The 16,516-nt window shown below is 67.3% G+C and carries 17 protein-coding genes; 7 read left to right on the top strand and 10 right to left on the bottom strand.

Annotation, left to right across the window (positions count from 1 at the left end; genetic code table 11):
* The first annotated feature begins 71 nt into the window (after positions 1–71).
* Together H074_RS21920 and H074_RS21915 are read left to right on the top strand one after the other, a co-directional pair.
* Positions 72–1,391, top strand: coding sequence for an aminotransferase-like domain-containing protein (locus tag H074_RS21920; RefSeq protein WP_039923193.1), 1,320 nt, complete (start codon positions 72–74; stop codon positions 1,389–1,391).
* 36 nt (positions 1,392–1,427) lie between these two features.
* A complete protein-coding gene (locus H074_RS21915; RefSeq protein ID WP_007032249.1) occupies positions 1,428–2,378 on the top strand; it encodes a D-alanine--D-alanine ligase family protein in 951 nt (316 codons plus the stop codon).
* A gap of 5 nt (positions 2,379–2,383) precedes the next feature.
* Here H074_RS21915 and H074_RS21910 read toward each other — a convergent pair whose 3' ends face one another.
* The 10 genes from H074_RS21910 to rpmH all read right to left on the bottom strand — a co-directional run bounded on the left by H074_RS21910 (position 2,384) and on the right by rpmH (position 9,011).
* A complete protein-coding gene (locus H074_RS21910) occupies positions 2,384–2,767 on the bottom strand; it encodes a hypothetical protein (protein WP_007032248.1) in 384 nt (127 codons plus the stop codon).
* Complete coding sequence (locus tag H074_RS21905; RefSeq protein WP_268744771.1) at positions 2,764–3,399, bottom strand: HAD family hydrolase; 636 nt, start codon at positions 3,397–3,399, stop codon at positions 2,764–2,766. The genes H074_RS21910 and H074_RS21905 overlap by 4 nt, the downstream gene beginning before the upstream one ends.
* A 121-nt stretch (positions 3,400–3,520) precedes the next feature.
* Positions 3,521–4,537, bottom strand: coding sequence for a ParB/RepB/Spo0J family partition protein (locus tag H074_RS21900; RefSeq protein ID WP_007032246.1), 1,017 nt, complete (start codon positions 4,535–4,537; stop codon positions 3,521–3,523).
* Entirely contained in the window at positions 4,534–5,463 is a 930-nt protein-coding gene (locus tag H074_RS21895; protein ID WP_007032245.1) for a ParA family protein, read from the bottom strand. Before H074_RS21895 ends, H074_RS21900 begins: the two co-directional genes overlap by 4 nt.
* A 64-nt stretch (positions 5,464–5,527) precedes the next feature.
* A complete protein-coding gene (rsmG, locus tag H074_RS21890) occupies positions 5,528–6,202 on the bottom strand; it encodes a 16S rRNA (guanine(527)-N(7))-methyltransferase RsmG (RefSeq protein ID WP_039923117.1) in 675 nt (224 codons plus the stop codon).
* A 225-nt stretch (positions 6,203–6,427) separates the two neighbouring features.
* A complete protein-coding gene (locus H074_RS21885; protein WP_007032243.1) occupies positions 6,428–6,985 on the bottom strand; it encodes a Jag family protein in 558 nt (185 codons plus the stop codon).
* A gap of 30 nt (positions 6,986–7,015) precedes the next feature.
* Positions 7,016–8,119 carry a membrane protein insertase YidC gene (yidC, locus tag H074_RS21880; protein ID WP_007032242.1) on the bottom strand — a complete coding sequence of 368 codons (1,104 nt, stop codon included), beginning with the start codon at positions 8,117–8,119 and terminating at the stop codon, positions 7,016–7,018.
* Positions 8,120–8,123: 4 nt separating this feature from the next.
* Positions 8,124–8,429 carry a membrane protein insertion efficiency factor YidD gene (yidD, locus tag H074_RS21875; protein ID WP_007032241.1) on the bottom strand — a complete coding sequence of 102 codons (306 nt, stop codon included), beginning with the start codon at positions 8,427–8,429 and terminating at the stop codon, positions 8,124–8,126.
* Between the two features lie 4 nt (positions 8,430–8,433).
* Positions 8,434–8,844 (bottom strand): ribonuclease P protein component, encoded by a 411-nt coding sequence (rnpA, locus tag H074_RS21870; protein ID WP_007032240.1) that lies wholly within the window; start codon positions 8,842–8,844, stop codon positions 8,434–8,436.
* Positions 8,845–8,867: 23 nt separating this feature from the next.
* Positions 8,868–9,011 (bottom strand): 50S ribosomal protein L34, encoded by a 144-nt coding sequence (rpmH, locus tag H074_RS39410; protein WP_007032239.1) that lies wholly within the window; start codon positions 9,009–9,011, stop codon positions 8,868–8,870.
* A 603-nt stretch (positions 9,012–9,614) separates the two neighbouring features.
* Between rpmH and dnaA the strand changes: the two genes are divergently transcribed.
* The 5 genes from dnaA to H074_RS21845 all read left to right on the top strand — a co-directional run bounded on the left by dnaA (position 9,615) and on the right by H074_RS21845 (position 16,349).
* Positions 9,615–11,246, top strand: a complete 1,632-nt coding sequence (dnaA, locus tag H074_RS21865; RefSeq protein WP_007032238.1) for a chromosomal replication initiator protein DnaA — start codon at positions 9,615–9,617, stop codon at positions 11,244–11,246.
* Positions 11,247–12,356: 1,110 nt separating this feature from the next.
* Positions 12,357–13,490: a DNA polymerase III subunit beta gene (gene dnaN / locus H074_RS21860; RefSeq protein WP_007032237.1), complete on the top strand. Its 1,134-nt coding sequence runs from the start codon at positions 12,357–12,359 to the stop codon at positions 13,488–13,490.
* A 38-nt stretch (positions 13,491–13,528) separates the two neighbouring features.
* A complete protein-coding gene (gnd, locus tag H074_RS21855) occupies positions 13,529–14,419 on the top strand; it encodes a phosphogluconate dehydrogenase (NAD(+)-dependent, decarboxylating) (protein ID WP_007032236.1) in 891 nt (296 codons plus the stop codon).
* Between the two features lie 9 nt (positions 14,420–14,428).
* Positions 14,429–15,583 carry a DNA replication/repair protein RecF gene (recF, locus tag H074_RS21850; RefSeq protein WP_007032235.1) on the top strand — a complete coding sequence of 385 codons (1,155 nt, stop codon included), beginning with the start codon at positions 14,429–14,431 and terminating at the stop codon, positions 15,581–15,583.
* Between the two features lie 226 nt (positions 15,584–15,809).
* A complete protein-coding gene (locus H074_RS21845) occupies positions 15,810–16,349 on the top strand; it encodes a DciA family protein (protein ID WP_039923191.1) in 540 nt (179 codons plus the stop codon).
* The last annotated feature ends 167 nt before the right edge of the window (positions 16,350–16,516 follow it).

The raw sequence follows: 16,516 nt of genomic DNA, 5'->3' as shown, positions 1-16,516 counted from the left end.
GGTGGTTACACTCGATGGAACTACCAGTCGGTAGCGACTATGTCCACTTCGAAGCACGGGTGAAGCGCCTGATGACCGAGAATCGCCCTGTCCGGCCGGAGCCCGGCCGCCACAACCTCGACCCTCATCTCGACCGCTACGCCGCGCGTACGGCCGGAATGACTGCTTCCGAGATCAGGGCTTTGTTCGCGGTGGCCAGTCGCCCCGAAGTGGTGTCGCTCGCCGGCGGGATGCCGAACCTCGCCGCGCTGCCGCTGGACACGTTGTCCGGGCAGGTCGGCGAACTCATCGCCGATGACGGTCTGGTCGCGCTCCAGTACGGCTCCGCGCACGGCGTCCCCGCGCTGCGCGAGCAGATCTGCGAAATCATGGCCCTCGAGGGCATCAAGGCCCACCCGGACGACGTCGTCGTGACGGTCGGCTCCCAGATGGGGCTCGACATGGTCACCCGGCTGTTCTGCGATCCGGGCGACGTCATCATCGCCGAGGGCCCGTCGTACGTCGGCGCGCTCGGCTCTTTCGCCGCGTATCAGGCGGACGTGGTCCACGTCGCGATGGACGATCACGGTCTGGTTCCCGAGGGGCTGCGTGCCGCGCTCGCGGAGACGCGGAAAGCGGGCCGCCGGGTCAAGTTCCTCTACACGATCCCCAACTTCCACAACCCCGGCGGCGTCACCCTTGCCGTCGAGCGGCGCGCGGAGATCGTGGAGATCTGCCGCGAGAACGACATCCTCATCGTCGAGGACAACCCGTACGGTCTGCTCGGCTTCAGCGGGCAGACGTACCCGGCGCTCCGCTCGATCGACCCCGACAATGTCGTTTACCTGGGCTCTTTCTCGAAGACGTTCGCCTCCGGCCTGCGGGTCGGCTGGGTGCTCGCACCGCACGCCGTCCGGGAGAAACTCGTGCTCGCGGCCGAGTCCGCGACGCTTTGTCCGCCAACGCTTAACCAGTTGATCGTGTCGCGATACCTCTCGACTCATGACTGGATGGGTCAGATCAAGACCTTCCGCGAGAACTACCGGGAGCGCCGGGACGCGATCCTGTCCGCGCTCGATCAACACATGCCCGCCGGCTGCAGCTGGACCAAACCCGACGGCGGTTTCTATGTCTGGATGACCGTCCCCGAAGGCGTGGACACGAAAGCGATGCTGCCGAGAGCCGTGACGGCCCGCGTCGCGTACGCCTCCGGAACCGGTTTCTACGCTGATGGTTTCGGCAGCAGGCAGCTTCGTCTTTCCTACTGCTACCCGACGCCCGAGCGGATCCGCGAAGGCGTCCGGCGGCTCGCCGCGGTGCTCGAGTCCGAAATGGACCTCGCGCGTACCTTCGGTAACGTGAGCCCACGCTCGATCTCGGGGCCGCAGAACCCCTCTCCGGACACGGTCTGATCGGCCGGACGTCCCCAAGCGCAAAAGGAGTCTTCGGTGGCCGACCGCACCGTCGCCGTACTCGCAGGCGGACTTTCCCACGAACGCGACGTCTCCCTCCGCTCCGGGCGCCGGCTCTCGGTCGCGTTGCGGGCGGAAGGTCTCACCGTCGAGGAGTGGGACACCGACGCAGGTTTGCTCGAACGTCTTCGCACCCAGCGGCCCGACGCGGCCATCGTCGCCCTTCACGGTGGCGAGGGCGAGAACGGCGCGGTGCAGACGGTGCTGGAGATGCTCGATGTGCCTTTCGTCGGCACGAGTTCGCAGGGTTGCCGCCGGGCGTGGGACAAGCCGACGGCCAAGGCGCTCGTCGCCGACGCGGGCTTCACCACGCCGGACTGGGTCGTGCTGCCGCACAACACCTTCCGAGAACTCGGCGCGCAGGCCGTGCTGGACTCGATGGTCGAGACACTCGGCGTGCCCATGATCCTCAAGCCCGACCAGGGTGGTTCGGCCCTGGGCGCCCAGGTCGTCAAGGACGCCGCGGAGATGCCGGGCGCGATGGTCGGCTGCTTCGCTTACGGCGACACCGTTCTCGCCGAGAAGTTCGTTTCCGGCGTTGAGGTGGCCGTGACGGTCATCGAAGGCGATGAAGGCCCCGAGGCCCTGCCCGCGGTCGAGATCGTGCCTGAGAGCGGCGTGTACGACTACACCGCTCGCTACACCGCCGGGCTGACCGACTTCTTCACCCCCGCGCGGATCCCCGACGACGCAGCCAAGGCGGTCAGTGAACTGGCCGTCGCCGTGCACCGGCAACTCGGCCTTCGCGACATCTCGCGCACCGACGCCGTGGTCGCCGAAGACGGAACGGTCTACTTCCTCGCGGTGAACCTGTCGCCGGGCCTGACCGAGACTTCGATCGTCCCGGTGGCGATCGAGGCGGCCGGTGCCACGCTCGGATCGGTCTTCGCCGGACTCGTCGGACGGGCGATCGCCCGCAAAAGCTGAGTCCTTCAGTTCTGGACGACGACTACCTGGTATTCGTCTTCGTAGACGACCCGTCCTGGATTCGCCGATCGGACGGTCTCGCACGGGATTCCGTGCGTCCGCAGGATCGCCAGGTAGCCGTCGACCCGCTCGATGAAGATCCGCGCCGTCACCTTGAACCACGCCGCGGCCCCGGGATTCACCGCGGCGTCGTAGACGCTCGGATCGGTATGGGCCGGGTTGATGAAGTTCGCGTCGTACCAGTCGTTGTTCGCGCGACGGAAGGTTTCCTGCTCGGCGGTGAGGCGTCCGGCCCGGGCGAGCCCATTGACGAGACCGAAGACACCGGTGAAGGTTCCTCGCTCATTGCGGGTCGGGCTCTGGAAGCGGACGAAGCAGAGGCCGGTCATCGCCGGGGCCATCCTCGCACCCACGCCAGCAGCTCTTCATCACGCAGGGAATCAAGCACGACGTCGGCGGGGAAGTCCTGATGCTTCAGCGTGGGCACGCCGATGACAGGTACCCCTGCCGCCCGCGCCGACCGGAGGCCGGTCATCGAGTCCTCGAACGCCAGCGCGTCGGCAGGCTCGACATTCAAGAGCCGGCAAGCGGTCAAGTACATCTCCGGGTCCGGCTTCGGCGCGGCCACCTCATCGGCGGCCAGTTTCACGGGAAACATCTCCGAAAGCCCGCCGCGGATGAGCGCGGCTTCCAAGAGTGCCCGGGGCGAGTTGCTGGCGACGGCGACCGGGACCGCGGCGGCGGTCAGTTCGACCAACTCACGCGCGCCGGGCATCGCCTCCGCTTTCGCGGTGACGACCTCGGTCACCAACCTCAGCAACTCGTCCGCGATCTGAGCACCGCCGCCGGGTTCCCCGAACGCCTCCGCCATCGCGTCGGCGGCGGCCGGTAGCGACTTGCCGATCACCAACGCCTTCTCGTCCGGACCGAAGGGGAGACCTCGCCGCGCGAACAGCTCGGTCTCGGCGACCGACCAACACGGCTCGGTGTCCATGAGCAATCCATCGCAATCGAAGACCACCGCGCGTGGATTCAGACCACCAAAAAGCCCTTTCACACTTGCCCCCAGTTCAAGTACTCAGTGTCACCGAATCATCGGCGCTCAGCTATCGTCACCGTGACAAAACGACCTGGGGTGATCCCTAATCGGTCTCGCGTGTCTGATTTGCCTGATTTCGATCCATGAGCGCCACGATGCGTTCAAGATCGTCCACCGAGCCGAATTCGAGCGTGATCCGCCCCTTGCGGCGACCCAAGTCGACCTTCACACGAGTGTCGAACCGGTCCGAGAGCCGGTTCGCCAGTTCCTGAAGACCGGGCGCCTGGATCGGCTTGCGGGGAGCGGGCTTCGGCTTGGCCGGCTTCTCGCTCTTCTTCAGCGTGACGGCTTCCTCGGTCGCGCGAACCGACATGCCCTCCGCGACGATCCGCGCGGCCAGCTCTTCCTGACTTTCGGCGTCCTCGAGAGAGAGCAGCGCCCGGGCGTGGCCCGCCGAGAGCACCCCGGCCGCGACCCGTCGCTGGACCGCGAGGGGGAGTTTGAGCAAGCGGATCGTGTTCGTGATGACCGGACGGCTACGCCCGATGCGGCCCGCCAGCTCCTCGTGCGTGACCGCGAACTCGTCGAGCAGCTGCTGATACGCGGCCGCCTCTTCGAGCGGGTTGAGCTGAACACGGTGGATGTTCTCGAGGAGCGCGTCGCGCAGCATCGCCTCGTCGGCGGTCTGCCGGACGATCGCCGGGATCGCCTCCAGCTCCGCCAGCTGAGACGCGCGCAGCCGCCGCTCGCCCATGACGAGTTCGTACTCGTCGTTGCCGAGCTCCCGGACCACGATGGGCTGCATGAGCCCGAACTCGCGGATCGAGTGCTCCAGCTCGTTGAGCGCGTCTTCGTCGAAGACCTGCCGCGGCTGCTTCGGGTTCGGCTTGATCTGGCTGACCGGCACCTCGCGGTAGACCGCGCCGGCGACCGTTCCGCCGTGCGAACCGGCCGCGCCGTTGGCCGCGAACCAGCCCTTGTCGTCCGGCCCGGCGGGTTTACTCGGGGGAGCGGACGGGACCGGGGAGCCGTTCTCGGCCGGGGCCGCTGGGCCCGGCGGCGGCCCGGTGGGGATCAGGGCGGCGAGCCCGCGCCCGAGCCCCCCTCTGCGCTCGCTCATGCCGTACCGCTCCTTTCCTTCATCTCCACCCCACGCTGGGCGATCTCCTTCGCGGCGTCCACGTAGCTCATCGCGCCCCGGGAACCCGGGTCGTACGCGAGGACCGTCTGCCCGTACCCGGGCGCCTCGGAGACCTTCACACTGCGCGGGATCACCGTCTTGAGAACAGTGTCTCCGAAGTGGTTTCGGACCTCGTTCGTCACCTGATCGGCCAGCTTCGTCCGGCCGTCGTACATGGTGAGCAGGATCGTGGAGACGCTGAGTTCGCGGTTCAGGTGCGCCTGAACGAGCTCGATGTTGCTCAGCAGCTGACCCAGACCTTCGAGCGCGTAGTACTCGCACTGGATCGGGATCAGCACCTCCTGCGCGGCGACCATCGCGTTGACGGTCAGCAGACCGAGCGACGGCGGGCAGTCGATGAACACGTAGTCGACGCCGAGCTCGTCGAGGATCTCGGACGACAGCGCCTCCTTGAGCCGCATCTCGCGGGCCGCCATGGAGACGAGTTCGATCTCGGCGCCGGCGAGGTCGATGGTCGCGGGCACGCAGTAGAGGTTGGGCGACTGCTCGCTCTGCGCCGCCGCCTCGGCGAGCGACACTTCGCCGATCAGCACCTCGTAGATCGACGGCGTGCCGGACCGGTGGTCGATGTCGAGGGCGGTGCTCGCGTTGCCCTGAGGGTCGAGGTCGATCACGAGCGTCTTGAGCCCGTGGACGGCCAGCGCGGCGGCGAGGTTCACCGTGCTCGTCGTCTTGCCGACGCCGCCCTTCTGGTTGGCGACCGTCAGCACCCGCCGACGGTTCGGCCGGGGGAGCGCACCCTCCTTGGGGTGCAGCACGCTGGCGGCGCGGACGGCTTCTTCGGCGATGGGGGTCCAGCCGAGTTCCTGGCCGGCGCTCACAGGGTCGGACGGCGGGGGAGTCACCGGTCTCGAGCCTCCTCTGTAGTGGACGTGAGAGTCGTTCTGCGTTGTTTCACGTGGAACCGGTCTAGCTGCGCCTGCCGCGCGGCGGCTTTGGACGCAACCGACTTATTACGACGACCGTGCTCGGAACCTCGAGCACCTTGCTGCCGCACTCGAAGACCTCCGGCTCGCCGCCGCCAGCCTTACGGACGGCGACGCGATCGCGTTCGATTTCCTCTCCGGCGCTCGCTCCTTTGAGGGCGACCAGAGCACCTTGGGAACGCACGAGCGGGAGGCACCAGTTCGCGAGCCGGGCCAAGGGAGCGACCGCCCGGGCGGTGACAACATCCGCGCCACCGAGCTCCTCACGTACCTGCCGCTCCTCTGCGCGTCCGCGGACAACGGTGATGGGGAGTTCCAGCTTTTCGACAACCTCGGCCAGCCAGTCGACCCGGCGGGCCATCGGTTCGAGCAGAACGATATCGAGGTCCGGTCGGCTGATCGCGAGCGGTACACCCGGAAGCCCCGCACCCGAGCCGACGTCGACCACGCGGGCGCCGTCGGGGATGCGCTCGCCGATCACGGCGGAGTTGAGGACGTGGCGCTCCCACAGCCGGTCGACCTCACGGGGTCCGATGAGCCCTCGCTCGACGCCGTGCCGCTCCAAGAGTTCGACGTAGCCGGCGGCTTGCTCGACGCGGTCTCCGAATACTTCCGACGCCGCACTCCGTACCGATGCGGCGACCCCGTCCAAGCCCACTCTTGCTCCTCAACCCTCTACGCCGTTTCACGTGAAACGCGCTCCACTGATTGTCCATGACGCCGACCGCAAAGCGGGGAGACAGTCCGAAGTTGTGGACAACTCCACTCGACGCGTGGCGTTTCACGTGAAACGCCACGCGTGTAATTCGCCCCGCTGGAGCCTCGCCCCATAAAAGAAGCGGCCCGCCGGATGACCGGCGGGCCGCTTCGTTCGAGAAAACCGTCAGGCGGGGAAGATGACGACCCGGCGCTTCGGGTCCTCTCCTTCGCTCTCACTCTTGACCCCGTCGACGGCGGCGACCGCGTCGTGCACGACCTTCCGCTCGAACGGGCTCATCGGCTGCAGCCGGACACGCTCACCGGAGGAGACCACCGTCTCGGCGGTCGAGCGGCCGAGCTCGCGGAGCTCCTCGCGCCGGTCCGCGCGCCAGCCCGCGATGTCCAGCATCAGCCGGCTCCGCGAACCGGTCTCCTGCTGCACCGCCAGTCGCGTCAGCTCCTGCAGCGCCTCCAGAACGGTGCCGCGGGGACCGACGAGCTTCTCCAGGTCCTCGCCGCCGTCGATGCTGACGATCGCGCGGCCCGCTTCGACATCGAGGTCGATGTCACCGTCGTAGTCCAAAAGGTCGAGCAGCCGCTCGAGGTAGTCGCCGGCGATGTCGCCCTCCTTCACGAGGACGTCGTCGTCGACACCTCCCTTGCGAGCGGTCTCTTCAGCGGCGCCCTCAACCTCGGCCGCGCTGTTCTCCTCGGCGTCGATCGTGTCGATCGTCTCCGCCATTACTGGTCTCCTCTCCGGACCGGATCGGCGTCAGCGACGCTTCCGGCCCGATTTCTTAGTCGAGTCCGAGATGAGACCGGGCACGTCCGCACCGTTCTCCTTCGAGCCGTTCGTCGACGACTCGGCTGTTGCGTCGTTGGCGTCCTTCTTCTCCGCGGTGGACGAACCGGTCTGGGCGAAGCCGTGGGGCGAGCCCGCCTTCTTGACCTGACCACCGGAGGACGGCTTGTTCTTCTTCTGCTGGACCGGCTTCTGACCGGGGCGCGGCGCGGTCGGCTTCTGCCCCGGCTTCGGGCCGAGGTTGGAGCGCTTCTCCTTCTCGGCGGCCTTACGGGCCTCTTCTTCCTTGTCGATCTTCGTGTAGACGAGACGCTGCTGCATCAGGGTCCAGCCGTTGTTGGCGAGCCAGTAGAAGAGGAGGCCGACCGGGAACAGCGCGCCGAAGATGAGGACACCGAGCGGGAAGATGTACATCGTCAGCTTGTTCATCATCGCGGTCTGCGGGGTCGCCGACTCGGGGTTCTGGCGCTGGACCGAGTGACGCGCGGTGAGGTGCGTCGCGATGCTGGCGACGATCATGAGCGGGATCGCGACCGGGGCGACGCCCCAGTGGAAGCCCGCCGCCACGTTGCCACCGCTGACCATGCCGACACCGGTGTAGATGGCGTCGCCGAGGGTGACACCGAAGATCTTGGCGTGCTGGTACGACTCGACACCGGCCTGGGTGAAGAAGTAGTTCTCGGTCTTCGGGCCGCCGTACGGGTTGATGGTGAACATCCGCAGAACGTGGTTCAGACCGATGAAGACCGGGATCTGAAGCAGCATCGGCAGGCAGCTGCCCAGCGGGTTGACGCCGTGCTCCTTCTGGAGCTTCTGCATCTCCATCGCCTGGCGCTGCCGGTCGTTCGCGTACTTCTTCTGGATCTTCTTCATTTCCGGCGCGAAGTCCTGCATCTTCTTCATCGACCGGACCTGGTTCACGAACGGCTTGAACATGATGCCGCGGACCGTGAACGTCAAAAAGATGATCGCGAGGATCCAGGAGAACGCGTTCGCCTCACCGAACACGAACCCGAAGACCTTGTGCCAACACCACAAGATGAAGGACACAGGGTAGTAGATGAAGTCGAGCACTGAGCTACTCCTCGATCGGTGTTTCAGGTCGGCGGTGGCGCCACGAGAACGTCTCGGGTACCGGGTCGCGGCCGGGCATGGTCCACGGGCCACAGCGCAGCAAGCGCCGGACCGCGAGATAGGTGCCGCGGCCGGCGCCGTGCCGGGTCAGTGCCTCGACGGCGTACGCGCTACAGCTCGGGTAGAACCGGCACGCCGGAGGAAGGAAGGGCGAGATCACCTTGCGGTACAGCTTGATGGGCAGGAGCAGCACCCATGCCACCGGGCCGGGACGGGCTTCTTCGGTGGTGTCGTTCTCGGTGGCTCGCATGCCGTTACACCGCTGATCCGTTGTCGGGGGGTCGCGTCTGGCGGGACTTCCCGGTGACGGCAGAGTGCCCGGAGAGCCCGAGGCGCCGCAAGGACGCGTCGAGGTCCGAGCCGAGTTCCGCGCTGGACGCGTCCGCGGCCGGAGGTAGTGCCCGTATCACCAACGAGCTCCCCGGCGGCAGTGTTCCGAGCCTGGCGGAAATGAGATGCCTCAACCGGCGGGCGACCCGATGGCGGACCACCGAGTTACCCACGGCCTTGCTCACCACAAAACCCGCCCGGGCCGCTTCGGCGGCATCGGGCGGGTCCGTGGTCAACGCATGGACGACGAGGCGGCGCCTGCCTGCCTTGGCCCCACGCCGCATCACGGCACGGAAATCCTCACTGCGCCGCAACCTCGCGGCGGCCGGCAGCACGACGTCCCTCGACGGCGGCCGGATCAGGCGGACAGTGCGCCGCGGCCCTTGCGACGGCGAGCCGCCAGGATGGCCCGGCCGGCGCGGGTCCGCATCCGCAGCCGGAACCCGTGGGTCCGAGCGCGTCGGCGGTTGTTCGGCTGGAAGGTGCGCTTACCCTTGCTCACGACTAACTTCTCCTGTTTCTCGGCCGCCGGGAACGGTTCGACCCGTTCCTGGCGTGTCGTGCTGACGCACGGCAGTCTCTGGTGTCTCCTACCAACGTGTGGCCTCGTCACGTCGAGCGACGACAACGTGGGCACGCGAAACGCCCCCGCTGTATACGGGAGACCTTACGAGGGTACGCACCCACCTCCAGTGCCCGGCAGGCACCCCCTCGACCACGGATCGCGACGGTACGTGGAGAGTGATCACCGACGACGCGAGGGCATCGAATGGCAACACGCCATACACCGTGAAATGCTTGCGCGCGAGGACGCCTTGTGGCAACGAGCGGGGCTTGTTAGCGTGCCCCTCCCGGGTTTTCGCCGAGGTGGAACGGTGCAGGCGCGCGGGTGTCCTTGGGGATGTGGAGGCGTCCCGTCGGCATACGTCGATCCCGCAGGTGGCGTCACCGCGGGCCGCCGTACATTAGTGCACAGCTGTGGACAACTATGTGGATATTTGCTGTGCGCACGAGTCGATCGGGCCAGGATGACGCTCGACCCGGCGTTTCGGGCCGCTGAGTGATCTCGCCGCAGCGCACCGATGAGGGGAGGGGAGTCAGGCAGGTGTCCGATCACCAGCACAATCTTGGCGTCATCTGGGAACAGGTCGTGCGCGAGCTGTCCGATGGCACTCTCTCCCCGCAGCAGCGCGCCTGGATGCGGGTGACCAGGCCGATCGGCCTGCTCGACGGCACCGCGCTGCTCGCCGCCCCCAGCGACTTCGCCAAGGAAGCCATCGAACGCGCCCTCCGCGGCGCGATCACCGAAGCCCTTTCGCGACGGCTCGGCCGCGCGGTCTCGCTCGCGGTGAAGGTCGACAGCACCGAACCCCACACCTCGATGCCTCCGCCCGCGCCCGGCCCCCGCTATGAAGCGTCACCCGGCCGAGTGGAAAACGGTTCCGGCCCGGTGCCGGGTCCCCCTCCGCTGCCCGAGGGTGACGGCATGCTGTCCCCGACGAGGCCCCGGCCCGAGCCTCCGAAGCCCCGGCCGCCGAGGCAGCAGCCGGTGGACAACAGCCTGAACGATGGCGATGACAGCGATGAAGAAGTCGACGAAGAGGGCGAGGCCCTCGCCGCCGTGACCGAGATCTGGCCGACGTTCTCCGGCCAGCCGATCGCGGGCCAGCCCTACACCGCGCCGGCACAGCCACAGACGTCGAAGACGAAGCTCAACGAGAAGTACACGTTCGACACCTTCGTCATCGGTGCGTCGAACCGCTTCGCGCACGCGGCCGCGGTCGCTGTCGCCGAAGCACCGGCGCGCGCGTACAACCCGTTGTTCATCTGGGGAGAGTCCGGACTCGGGAAGACCCACCTGCTGCACGCGGTCGGGCACTACGCCCAGCGGTTGTTCCCCGGCATGCGCGTGCGGTACGTGTCGACCGAAGAGTTCACCAACGACTTCATCAACTCGCTGCGGGACGACCGCAAGGTCGCGTTCCAGCGCCGCTACCGCGACATCGACATCCTGCTCGTCGACGACATCCAGTTCCTGGAAGGCAAAGAAGGTACGCAGGAAGAGTTCTTCCACACCTTCAACACCCTCCACAACGCGAACAAGCAGATCGTCGTCTCCTCCGACCGCCCGCCGAAGCGCCTCGAAACGCTCGAAGACCGGCTGCGCACGCGGTTCGAGTGGGGCCTCATCACCGACATCCAGCCGCCGGAGCTGGAAACGCGTATCGCGATCCTTCGCAAGAAGGCCGCACAGGACCGGCTCGCGGTTCCCGGTGAGGTCCTGGAGTTCATCGCTTCGCGCGTCGAGGCGAACATCCGGGAACTCGAAGGCGCGCTCATCCGCGTGACCGCCTTCGCGTCGCTGAACCAGCAGCCGGTCGACGTCGCGCTCGCCGAGATCGTGCTCCGGGACCTCATCCCGGATTCGCACGCGCCGGAGATCACCGCGCCGACCATCATGGGCGTCACGTCGGAGTTCTTCGACGTGACCCTCGACGACCTCTGCGGCCCCGGCAAGACGAAGGCTCTCGCGACCGCGCGTCAGATCGCGATGTACCTCTGCCGCGAACTGACCGACATGTCGCTGCCGAAGATCGGGCAGACCTTCGGCGGCCGCGACCACACGACGGTCATGCACGCGGACAAGAAGATCCGCAAGGAGATGGCCGAACGACGTCGCATCTACGACCAGGTCCAGGAGCTGACCTCCAGGATCAAGCAGCGCGCCCGGCAGTGATATCTGTCGAGCGCTGACGTAAACGTGCCGAAGGGGCGTCGATCCGCTTCCAACTCAGGTTGAGAGCGGAGGGCGCCCCTTCATCACGTTTACGTGGGCCTTCGGCCCAAGGGAGGGCGCTCGACGGTGAAGTCTCCGTCGGGCGCGGGGCGCCCTTGGGGAGACCCTGTGGTCGTCGAGCATGCGTCACCAAGGCATATCTGCTCGTAAGTCCTTAGCTGGCAAGGGTTTCAGGGGCTCTCACCGTCCAGGTGGGAGCCCCTTCTTCGTCTCTACATAGGCCCGAAACGCGTGTAGAGCCGCGAAGAGCGGGTACTTGATGAGAAGCGGCGGAGTGCGCGAAGGAGACGAAGCGCGCGTACGGCGCCTTCGCGATTTCCCTTGTGTACAAAGGAAATCCACAGGCTGTGGGTATCTTGTGCACAACTCCAGCGAGCCGGAGACCAGCGACGACCGGGTTTCCGTCCACATCGCACTCACAGGCAATCCACAGCATTTCCACACCAAGATCCACACGCTGTCCCCAGGTTGCCCACATCTTGTGCACAAGGGTGATCCAGGCGGCTCGGATCACTCTCCCGAGCGATTCCGGTCACGAACGCCGCCCACAAGCCTGGGTACAAATCGCCGCACAACTGGGGATAACCGTGGGGACAACTGTGGATGACTGTGGACAGATCGAGCGCCGCCCGAAACCATCCACCGACGGCCCGAGCTGTCCACCGTCCGTACACACCCGGAGTCCACAGCCCCCTAGGCACTCGGACCTGCGCGAACGAGCCTTGTCCACACAATCCACAGCACCTATTACTACTGCTGTCTTTTCTTCTTCTCTAGAAGAGAACAAAACAAAAACAGGCGAAGGACGAAGTTGGGGACAGCCGGAGAGCCGTGTCGTCTTGTCGACAAAAGCAAGGGGAGGCCGAGGTGACGCGGACCCCGGGGACGGCCTAACGTGGGTCCCTGCACCTGGTCTGCGTGTCGACGTGCGTTCGCGTCCTCGCACGGACCGAACACACCTGCGAGGCACCTGGCCATCGCGCTCTCCGGCCGAGGTGACCCGTTGAGCTTTCGAGCCGTCAGGGGCTCGGCTGTCGAAAGGAAGCGCGCATGAAGATCCGCGTCGAGCGTGACGGGCTGGCCGACGCCGTCGCGTGGGTGGCGAGAAGCCTCCCGTCGCGGCCTCCGGTCCCGGTTCTGGGCGGTGTCCTGCTCGATGCGGGATCCGACGGGACGAGTGACGCTCTCACCGTCTCCGGATTCGACTACGAGGTCTCCGCCACGGTCGGCGTCCCGGCCACCATCGCCGACGGTGGCCGTCTCCTGGTCTCCGGCCGTCTGCTGGCCGACATCACCAAGTCACTGCCCGCGCAGCCGGTCGAGATCTCCGTCGACGGCGCCCGCGCGACCATCACCTGCGGTTCCGCGCGCTTCTCCCTGCCGACCATGCCGGTCGAGGACTACCCGCAACTGCCGTCCCAGCCCGCCTTCGCCGGTGAACTCACCGGTGATGCCTTCGGCCAGGCCGTCACCCAGGTCGTCGTCGCGGCGGGCAAGGACGACACCCTGCCGATGCTGACCGGCATGCGGCTGGAGATCTCCGGCTCCTCGCTGACCCTGGTCGCCACCGACCGCTTCCGCCTCGCGATGCGCGAGTTCACCTGGGAGCCGGCCGAGGGCCTGTCCGACGCCGCCGTGCTCGTCCCGGCGCGCACGCTCGCCGAAGCCGCGAAGACGCTCGGCGCCAGCGGTGCCAAGATCCGGCTCGCGCTCGCCAGCGGCGAGGGCCTGCTCGGTCTCTCCGGTTCCGGTCGCTACACCACGACCCGCCTCCTCGACGCGGAGTTCCCGCCGTACCGGCAGCTGCTGCCGGCGCAGCACTCGTCGCGCGCGGTCATCGAGGTCTCCGCGCTCGCCGAGTCGATCAAGCGTGTTTCGCTGGTCGCCGAGCGTGGCACCCAGGTGCGGCTGGAGTTCAACGACGGTTCGCTGCGGCTCTCCGCCGGCGGCGACGACGAGGGTTCGGCCGAAGAAGAGCTTCAGGTCGACTACGAGGGTGAGCCGGTGACCATCGCGTTCAACCCTGGTTACCTCGTCGACGGGCTCGGCGCGCTGAACGCGAACCGGGCGGAACTGACGTTCACCACCCCGAACCGGCCGGCGCTGATCAAGCCCGCCGACGAGGAGGGCAACGTCGTCCCCGGCTACCTGTACCTCCTGATGCCGGTTCGCCTCCCGGGCTGACCGGCCTCCATACCTGTTTCGCACCAAAGGGGATCTTCATGGCTCAGCTGGGACTCATCGGCCTCGGCAAAATGGGGTTCAACATGCGTGAGCGGCTGCGCGCGGCCGGTCACGAGGTGATCGGTTACGACCGCAACCCCGACGTCACCGACTCCACCTCACTCGAGGACATGGTGTCCAAACTGGACGGTCCTCGGATCGTCTGGATCATGGTGCCCGCCGGTGAACCCACCCGGCAGACCGTCGCGGAGCTCGGCAACCTGCTGTCCGAGGGCGACCTCGTGATCGACGGCGGCAACTCGAAGTACACCGACGACAAGATCAACGCGGACCTGCTCGCGGCGAAGAAGGTCGGCTACCTCGACTGCGGGGTTTCCGGTGGCGTGTGGGGCAAGGACAACGGTTACGGCCTGATGGTCGGCGGCGCGGCTTCGGACGTCGAGAAGGCCATGCCGATCTTCGACGCGCTTCGCCCCGAAGGTCCGCGTGACGAAGGCTTCTCGCACGCCGGCGCCGTGGGTTCCGGTCACTACGCGAAGATGATCCACAACGGTATCGAGTACGGCATGATGCAAGCCTTCGCCGAAGGCTTCGAGCTGCTCGAAGCCGCGAAGGTCGTCGAGAACGTGCCCGCGGTGATCAAGGGCTGGCAGCGGGGGACCGTCGTCCGCTCGTGGCTGCTCGACCTGCTCGTCCGCGCGCTCGACGAGGACCCGGAGCTGGACGACCTCGAGGGCTACGTCGAGGATTCCGGCGAAGGCCGGTGGACGCTGGAAGAGGCGATCAACAACGCGGTCCCGGCGCCGGTCATCTCGGCCGCGCTGTTCGCGCGGTTCGCCTCGCGCCAGGAGGACTCCGCCGCCATGCGGGCCGTCGCCGCGCTGCGCAACCAGTTCGGCGGGCACTCGGTCAAAAAGGTCGGCGGCTAGGCGACCGGGTTGTACTTGAGACATCTCCAGGTCACCGACTTCCGGTCCTGGCCACAAGCCGATCTCGCGCTCGAACCCGGCCCGACCGTCCTCGTCGGACAGAACGGCCGCGGCAAGACGAACCTCCTCGAGGCGATCGGCTACATCGCGACCCTGGGCTCGCATCGCGTCGCGACCGACGCGCCGTTGGTGCGGCACGGGTGCGAACGCGCGCTGATCAGGGTCGCGGTGGTCAACGAGGACCGCGAGCTGACCGTCGAGCTGGAGATCACGCCCGGCAAGGCGAATCGCGCGCGGGTCAACCGCGGCGCGGTCGGCAAGCCCCGTGACGTGCTCGGGATCCTGCGCACGGTGCTGTTCTCCCCGGAGGACCTGGCACTCGTGCGCGGGGATCCCGGGGAGCGCCGCCGTTTCATGGACGAGCTCCTCGTGCTGCGCGCGCCCCGGTACGCCGGGGTCCGCGCCGACTACGAGAAGGTGCTGAAGCAGCGGAACGCCCTGCTCAAGACGGCGGGCAAGCGACGTACGGGGCGCGAAGACCCGTACGCGTTGTCCACGCTCGACGTCTGGGACGACCACCTTTCGGTGGCGGGGGCCGCGCTGCTGGCCGCCCGGCTCAACCTGATCGCGGACCTCGCGCCGTATGCGGCCTCCGCGTACATGGGTGTCGCGCCTGACTCGAGACCGGCGAAGATCGCGTACAAGTCGAGCCTGGGCGAAGCGATGCCAGAGGGCTACGGTGTTCCGGACGGTCCTCGCGCCGACCAAGCGGTGCTCAAGGAAGTGCTGGTCGAAGCACTGAAACGGTCGCGGAATCTGGAGCTCGAGCGCGGGGTGAGCATGGTCGGCCCGCATCGGGACGAGCTCGATCTCATCCTCGGCGAAGCGCCGGTGAAGGGATACGCGAGCCATGGGGAGTCCTGGTCGTTCGCCCTCGCGTTGCGTCTGGGAAGCTACGAGCTCCTGCGTGGCGAGGCCGGGGAACCGGTGCTTCTGCTGGATGATGTGTTCGCCGAGCTGGACCGGCGTCGCCGGGCCCGGCTGGCGGAGGTGGCGGCAGGCGCCGAACAGGTGCTGGTGACCGCCGCCGTGGACGAGGACGTGCCCGCCGAACTGGCCGGGCACCGGTTCTTCGTGGCGGATGGTGAGATCAACCGAGGCTGATCCCGTGAAGCGGACACCCCGGGTGATCGGCGCCACAGCAGTTGCCCACCGATCTGGGGACAAACCTGTGGACAGTGTGGATAACACCGTGAACGCGTTATCGCCCCGCGTGACCAAGGGGCCTGAAAAGCGGCTTGACACCCCCCGCGCGGGCGGTGACCCGAGTGAGGGAGCCTTGTTCGACACGCAGAGTGAGCGACCCCTGATATCGAACGGCGCAACCGATATCGAAAGCAAGGGACCGGCTACCGGCCGCGACCTCGCTCGAGCCGCTTTGGACGCCGCGAAGGCCAAAGCGAAGGCCCGTGGAGTCGAACCGGGCGTGCGCCGTGGCCGTGTCACCGGCGGGGGAGCCGCTTCGGCCGGTCAAAGCCCGCGACGTCGTCGCTGGTCAGGGCCGGGTGCCGACGCCCGCGACCCGCAACCGCTCGGCAGGCTCGCCTCCCGGATCGCGGTCGACCGCGGCTGGAACACGCGGCTGGCCAACGGTCAGGTCTTCGGCCATTGGGCACGACTCGTGGGCGACGAGGTCGCCGAACACGCCCAGCCGGTGGCCTTGAAGGATGGCGAGCTGACCGTTCGCGCGAGCTCGACGGCGTGGGCGACGCAGCTTCGCCTGCTTCAGGGGCAGCTGCTGGCGAAGATCGCGACGGGCGTCGGGCACGGCGTGGTGAAGAAGATGCGGATCCAGGGGCCGACGGCGCCGAGCTGGCGGAAAGGGCCGCGGCACGTCCCGGGACGCGGCCCGCGTGACACGTACGGCTGACCCGAGTTGCGCTTCGCGGCAACTGTGCCACCAGTGCGCCGAGAAGGCGCCCAGAGTGCTTCGGATGAGTCAAGAGTCTTCTTTGAGCGAATTAGCTCGCCTGTGAGCAAATCAGGGGTGTCCTTGCCGCATGTCTGCGAACGCGGCCAAGTACACTGATGATGAGC

Origin of the sequence: Amycolatopsis decaplanina DSM 44594, from assembly GCF_000342005.1 — a bacterium.
Taxonomy (GTDB): Bacteria; Actinomycetota; Actinomycetes; order Mycobacteriales; family Pseudonocardiaceae; genus Amycolatopsis; species Amycolatopsis decaplanina.
This window is presented reverse-complemented; position numbering and strand designations above follow the sequence as displayed.